Origin of the sequence: Bradyrhizobium sp., from assembly GCF_049581145.1 — a bacterium.
GTDB lineage: Bacteria > Pseudomonadota > Alphaproteobacteria > Rhizobiales > Xanthobacteraceae > Bradyrhizobium.
The window spans coordinates 1-6275 of the sequence record NZ_JBAURI010000329.1 but is presented as its reverse complement, the minus strand read 5'-3'; the positions used below and the strand labels follow the sequence as shown (position 1 = coordinate 6275).

The following is a 6275-nucleotide window of genomic DNA, read 5'->3' as shown; positions in this document are numbered from 1 at the left end:
GGCGCGGGCGCACGTACCCTACAAAATTCTGCTGGTCGATACGGTGGAAGGCTTTCGCATGATGGCGCATGGCGACAATGATCTGGTCATCGGCGATCACGTCACTGCACGATTCGTGCAGTTCGCCGGACGCATGGTGCCGTATTTCGAAAAGACAAGATGATGCAAAACGTCAATGCGAGCCAGCGGGTCGCGCGAGGGCACGCCCATTGGCTCGCTACGCGGCACAATCCACAACGCGGAACTTATGTGATTGGATTGTTTCTCGTATTCGCAGTGACGGTTTCTAGCGCACGTAGAACAGGACGCTGGCGATGACGAGCAATGCCGTCACCGCCAGCATGTGTACGAGCGTCTCCGAGGTGGCCCTCTTGGTGGCTTCCCTCATGCCGTTCTCCCCCCAGACTTGGACTTCTAAGGCTTGGACACCAGACTTTGGTATAAGGTTTGGACATAGCTTCTCGTTGCGCAAAAACGCGCGGACACCGGCTAAGTTTTTACTCGGAACGCCCCACAATCGATATTCGCGTGTTACTGAAAACGAGTCCCCACTCAGCGAATACCGATGCTGCGAAACTCGACGAGTAATGAGGCGGCAATTTGACTCAGTCGTGTTGCTGTTGCGTCTGCCGCGGGTTGGAGATTTGGCGAAGAGCCGGAAAAATTGCGACAAAACAATGGGAATCCTGAGGTGACGCATGGCACGCATCGACTATAGCGACCCCGCCACAGCCAATGATCGCACCCGCGAATTGTTGGCCAAGAACCGCAACGCCAACATCTTCCGGATGATGGCGCACTCGCCGAGCCATCTCGAACAGTATTGCCGGTTGGGTGGCGCGATACGACACAAGGGCGAGCTCGACCCCATCGTGCGGGAGCTCGCGATCACCCGCACCGGCATGCTCTGCGAGGCGCCCTATGAGATCGTGGCGCACAAGCGCATCGGCAACAATGTCGGCGTCACCGACGCGCAGAACGCCGCTTTGGAGGATTGGCGATCGGCGACCTGCTTTGACGACGTCCAGCGCGCCGCGCTCGCCTTCACCGATGAGATCGTCAAGCTGCGCCGCCCGACCGACGCGACCTTCAACGCGATCAAGTCGAAGCTCACGCCTGGCGCGCTGGTCGAGCTGCAGCTCGCGGTCGGCTTCTACGTCATGACGTCGAAATTCCTGGAAACCTTCGACATCGACATGCAGCCGGTGTCGGACGTGGTGTGATGCGCGGCCGCCGGCGATGTCCCGAACGCGTACTCCGGCCTAATCCGCCGTCAGCAGATTAACCCGGGCATTGGCCGCGATCAGCCGGTCGGCCAGGAGCTGGGCGAGATTGCGCATGATGTGCTCGCCGGCGCGCAGGTGTTGCTCGCGGAACCGCTCGAAATCGTCGAGCGCGATTTCGAAAGCGGTCGCGGACATGTCCGCGAACACGTCGGCGGAGCGGTGGGTTTCGAGCAGCGCCATCTCTCCGAAGGCCATGCCGGCAGTCAGCGTCGCAAGCCGGATGCCGTCCGGCAGCGTGACATGGACCACGCCGCTGCGCAGGAAGAACAGCGACAGCGCAGGCTCGCCGGTCGTCAGAATCCGTTCGCCCTGCTGATAGCTGCGCACGTCCGCCAGCGCATCGAGCTCGGCGAGGTCTTCGGTGCTCAATCCGGCCAGCAGCGGCTGCTCGGAAAGCTCGGTGGTGTCGTGGAAGTCGATCGCCCCGCCATGGCGGTACACGATCTGGTCCTCGGCCCATTCGATCGCGGTATCGAGCAGATAGAAGTTGCGGACATTGGCGATATCGCCGGTGCGCTCGGCAATCATCTTCCATTCCGCCGACGAACGCCGCACCCCCGACAGGATCACGGTGACATGGAACGCGGCCAATTCGTGGAACAGCTCGGCGAGCAGGCGGGTGCCGGCCGGCGTCATCGCGGTCACCCGGCGCAGGTCGAAGATGATGAGCTGCGGACGCGGCTGGGCCGCAAGCCGCCGCGAGACATAGTCGACATTGGAAAACGACAGCGTGCCGACCAGCTCCATGACGCGGACGTCGTTGTGATGGGCGGACAGGATCTTCCGCTCCTGCGGCCTGCGGCTGCGCCGCGACGAGCTCTTGCCGATATTGTAGTCGGCGATGATGGAATTGCGCGCGTCGTCGCTGCGGTTGAGCATGTGCAGGTCGTAATGCGCCGACAGCGCCTCGCAGACCTTGATGCCACGCACGCTGTTGCCGTGGCTGTCGAGCCTCGGCGAATAGCTGCCGAGCCCGAGCCGCGCCGGCAGCGCCGCCAGAATGCCGCCGCCGACGCCGCTCTTTGCGGGAATGCCGACGCGATAGATCCACTCGCCGGCGAAATCATACATGCCGGAGCTGGTCATGACCGAGAGCGTTCGCGAAATCGCGTAGGGCGTCGCGACCTGCTCACCGGTGACCGGGTTGGTGCCGCGATTGGCGAGCGTGGCCGCCATGATCGCGATGTCGCGCGCGGTGACCAGCACCGAGCATTGCCGGAAATACACCTCCAGCACTGCCGCGACGTCGTTCCTGATCACGCGCGAGGTGCGCAACAGATAGCCGATGGCGCGGTTGCGATCTCCCGTCGCGCTTTCGGAGGCGAATACCGCGTCGTCGACGTCGAGCTTGCGTCCGGCGAAACGGCCGAGCGCATCGCGGATGGTATCGAACGCCGCGCTGCCCTTGGCCTCCACGATCAGGCCGGAGCAGGCGATGGCGCCGGCATTGACCATGGGATTGAAGGGATGGTTATCGGCGTTCAGACGGATCGAATTGAAGGGATCGCCGGAGGGTTCGACCCCGATCGCGCTCTCCACCCGTTCGGCACCCAGCGTATCCAGTGCCAGCGCGAACACGAAGGCTTTCGAGATCGACTGGATGGTGAAGGGCACGGTTGTGTCGCCGACCTCGTAGACGTGGCCGTCCATGGTGGCGAGGCTGATGCCGAATTGGTCGGGGTCCGCCTTGACGAGCTCGGGGATGTAGTGCGCGACGTCGCCGCTGTGATCCCGGGCGAAGTCTGCATGACAGGCGGAGAGAAAACGCTGCAGCGGCATCGCGGTGGCCCAGTGCCCGCTATGCCGGCCGGATGCCGATCGCATCGTGTTCATGTGGGGTCAGTCCTGGTGATGATGGCTTTGCCGAGCCGAGGTTACGTGGCGTTCGCAACGGCCGAAACCAGATGGATGGCTAATTATCAGGCAGCAGCCGTGCCGTGCCGCAATCGGGCTGACAGCTCGCGATGTGCTCACACAGAAGCGGCGTCAGATCTCGATGATCGCGACCACTTGGCCTTCGGCGATCACATCGTCGATGGCCACGAGGATGGACTTCAGCCGGCCCGCCGCCGGCGAAGCCACCGGGATTTCCATTTTCATGGCTTCGACGAAGGCAATGTCATCGCCGTCGCCGACACGCGCTCCGGCTTCGAGGGGCAGCGCGCACACGCGCCCGGCGACTTCAGTGACGATCTTGATATCTGGCATGCCAATTGGCCTCTTGCGGCTTCTTGTTGTGGCCGCACATTGCCTGAGGTAGCTTGTTCTGCAAGTGGAATTTCATTCCACGTCAAGGAATAAGTGGGGAAGCGGATGGGACGACGCTCTGAGCGCCTGAGCAGGCAAGGAATGCTCGCCGGCGATCTTGCAGGCGAGGCGGACGTCATTCAGGTCGTGTCGCGCGCGTTCGACGTGCTCCGATGCTTCGAGGGCCACGAGGCGCGCCTTGGCAATCTCGAAATCTCCAATCGCTGCGGGCTGCCGCGATCGACGGTGTCGCGATTGACGCATACGCTGACGCGGATGGGACAGCTCGTCTATCTGCCGCGCGACCAGAAATATCGCATCGGTCCGAGCGCGGTGGCGATGAGCACTTCGATGATGAAGGGCCTGCAATTGCGCAACCTGATCCGGCTGCGGCTGCAGGACATAGCCGAACGATTGCCGGGCACCGTCGGCTTCGTCATTCCCGACCGCTTCCATCTGGTCTATCTCGAATATGCCCGCGCCGCCAACGCGCTCGGCCTGCACGAGACCACCGGCAGCCGCATCGCGATGGCGACCACGGCCGCGGGCCATGCCTACGCGGCGGCGCTCAGCCCCGAGGTCGGCGACGCGCTGTTGGCGGAGATGGAGCGCGAGATTCCCGACGGCGCGAAACAGCTCCGGCCGCGCATCGAGGCCAATCGCCGTGCCTTGCGCGAGCATGGTTATGTCGTCGCCTGCGGCTTGTGGAGCCCGCATATCAACGGCCTCGCGGTGCCGCTGTGGTCGCCGCAATACCAGACCTTCGTCGTGGTCACGATCGGGCTGTTGTCGGCGATGTATGACGAGGCGCGGCTGCACAAGGAGGTCGCGCCGTTGATGCTCGAACTCGGTGCCGCGGTCGGCGGCCTGCTGGAGGGCGCGGAAGGCGATCTGTTCCAGAACCGGCTGGAGCGCAAACCGCTTTCGGTCAAAGCGGACAACAACAATAAAATAGTCAAGACGGAGGAGACGAATGACCTGGAAGCCCGAACTCGACGACCTGGCTCGGCGCGAAGCGTTCGCGCGCGAGATGGGCGGCGTTGAGAAGGTCAAGCGACAGCGCGACCAGGGCAGGCTCACCGTCCGCGAACGCATCGACAGGCTCGCCGATCCGAAAAGCTTCCACGAAATCGGCGCGATCGCCGGCATCGGCGAATATGACGAGCATGGCGGGCTCAAGCAGCTGACGCCGGCCAATTGCGTGTTTGGCCGCGCCAGGGTCGACGGCCGCACCGTGGTGGTGGTCGGCGACGATTTCACCGTGCGCGGCGGCTCGGCGGATGCCTCGATCTCGGCCAAACCGTTGATGGCGGAGGAGATGGCGCATGATTTCCGCCTGCCCATCATCCGCATCATCGAGGGCTCCGGCGGCGGCGGTTCGGTCAAGACCATCGAGACCAAGGGCGCCGCCAACCTGCCCGGCGGCATCGGCGGCACGCGCTGGTACTGGTACACGACGGCCAACATGGCGCGCGTCCCGGTGGTGGCGCTCGGGCTCGGATCGGTCGCCGGACTCGGCGCGGCGCGGCTTGCCGCCTCGCATTATTCGATCATGACGAAGAGTTCGGCGATGTTCGTCGCCGGGCCGCCCGTGGTGAAGCGGCTCGGGCAGGACCTCTCCAAGGAGGCGCTTGGCGGCGCCGACATCCAGACCCGCGCCGGCGGCGTGGATGACGCGGTCGAGACCGAGGAGGAGGCGTTCGCGCGCGCCCGGCGCTTTCTCTCGTATCTGCCGCAGTCGGTCTACGAATTGCCGCCGACCATCGCCTGCAATGACGATCCGGAGCGAACCGAGGAAACGCTGATCAAGGCGGTGCCGCGCAGCCGCCGACAGGTCTACAAGATGCGGCCGATCATCGAGTCCGTCGTCGACAAGGGCTCGTTCTTCGAGGTGAACGGCAATTTCGGCCGCCCGATGATCACGGGGCTGGCGCGGCTCGAAGGCCGCGCGGTGCTGCTGCTGGCCAGCGACCCGTTCCATTATGGCGGCTCATGGACCGCGGAAGCCTGCCAGAAGGTGGTGCGCTGGGTCGATTTCGCCGAAACCTTCCATCTGCCAGTGGTCTATCTGATGGACTGCCCGGGCTTCATGATCGGGCTCGAGGCGGAGAAGGCCGCCACCATCCGTCATGGCGTCCGCGCAATGGCGGCGGTCAACCAGACCACGGTGCCGTGGTGCACCATCATCGTGCGCAATTCCTTTGGCGTCGCCGGCGTCGTGCACCAGCCGGCGGACCGCTTCTCGATCCGCTACGCCTGGCCGTCGGCCCATTGGGGCTCGCTGCCGCTCGAGGGCGGCATCGAGGCGGCCTATCGCGCAGAGATCGACGCGGCGGAAGACCCGGCGGCGAAGCTGAAGGAGATCGAGGACCGCCTCAACAGACTGCGCTCGCCGTTCCGCTCCGCTGAAAAATTCTGGGTCGAGGAGATCATCGATCCCCGGAAGACCCGCACACTGCTCTGCGAATTCGCCCGCCTTGCCGAACCGCTGCGCACCCCGGGGCCTGCGACCAACATGACGATCAGGCCATGATGAGAGCGCGAACAGCGAATGGATTTTATGCTGTTCGCCTTTCGCCTCGCTCACGCCACCACGGGCTTTGGATGTCGCGTGATGGTCAGCGCGGTCACGGCCGCGACGATGCACAACGCGCCGGCGGCGAAGAACGCGGGCAGATAGCTCGCCAGCAGCGTGCGCGACAGGCCGGCACCGAAGGCGGCGGTGCCGGCGCCGAGCTGATG

Annotated in this window: 5 protein-coding genes and 2 pseudogenes; 4 read left to right on the top strand and 3 right to left on the bottom strand. The window is 64.2% G+C overall.

Annotated elements, in window-relative coordinates:
• Positions 1-163 (top strand): annotated as a pseudogene (locus tag WCB02_RS10905) (DNA-binding protein); the annotation flags it as partial.
• Between the two features lie 535 nt (positions 164-698).
• Positions 699-1223 carry a carboxymuconolactone decarboxylase family protein gene (locus tag WCB02_RS10900; protein ID WP_423958141.1) on the top strand — a complete coding sequence of 175 codons (525 nt, stop codon included), beginning with the start codon at positions 699-701 and terminating at the stop codon, positions 1221-1223.
• 39 nt (positions 1224-1262) lie between these two features.
• Here WCB02_RS10900 and glsA read toward each other — a convergent pair whose 3' ends face one another.
• Positions 1263-3110 (bottom strand): glutaminase A, encoded by a 1848-nt coding sequence (glsA, locus tag WCB02_RS10895; RefSeq protein ID WP_423958142.1) that lies wholly within the window; start codon positions 3108-3110, stop codon positions 1263-1265.
• A gap of 162 nt (positions 3111-3272) precedes the next feature.
• Entirely contained in the window at positions 3273-3494 is a 222-nt protein-coding gene (locus tag WCB02_RS10890) for an acetyl-CoA carboxylase biotin carboxyl carrier protein subunit (RefSeq protein ID WP_423958140.1), read from the bottom strand.
• A 105-nt stretch (positions 3495-3599) separates the two neighbouring features.
• On the opposite strand from WCB02_RS10890, the gene WCB02_RS10885 reads away from it, so the two are divergent.
• The gene (locus WCB02_RS10885; protein WP_423958139.1) at positions 3600-4577 is read left to right on the top strand and encodes an IclR family transcriptional regulator; all 978 of its coding nucleotides are present in this window, start codon (positions 3600-3602) and stop codon (positions 4575-4577) included.
• Positions 4507-6066, top strand: a complete 1560-nt coding sequence (locus WCB02_RS10880) for an acyl-CoA carboxylase subunit beta (protein ID WP_423958138.1) — start codon at positions 4507-4509, stop codon at positions 6064-6066. Before WCB02_RS10885 ends, WCB02_RS10880 begins: the two co-directional genes overlap by 71 nt.
• A gap of 50 nt (positions 6067-6116) precedes the next feature.
• Here the strand turns inward: WCB02_RS10880 and WCB02_RS10875 are convergent.
• Positions 6117-6275, bottom strand: a pseudogene (locus WCB02_RS10875) (MFS transporter); the annotation flags it as partial.

What these genes read in the sequence shown, in the direction of transcription:
- glsA (WP_423958142.1), bottom strand. Translation starts at nt 3,110, where the DNA reads ATGCGATCGGCATCCGGCCGGCATAGCGGGCACTGGGCCACCGCGATG.
- WCB02_RS10885 (WP_423958139.1), top strand. Translation starts at nt 3,600, where the DNA reads ATGGGACGACGCTCTGAGCGCCTGAGCAGGCAAGGAATGCTCGCCGGC.
- WCB02_RS10900 (WP_423958141.1), top strand. Translation starts at nt 699, where the DNA reads ATGGCACGCATCGACTATAGCGACCCCGCCACAGCCAATGATCGCACC.
- WCB02_RS10880 (WP_423958138.1), top strand. Translation starts at nt 4,507, where the DNA reads ATGACCTGGAAGCCCGAACTCGACGACCTGGCTCGGCGCGAAGCGTTC.
- WCB02_RS10890 (WP_423958140.1), bottom strand. Translation starts at nt 3,494, where the DNA reads ATGCCAGATATCAAGATCGTCACTGAAGTCGCCGGGCGCGTGTGCGCG.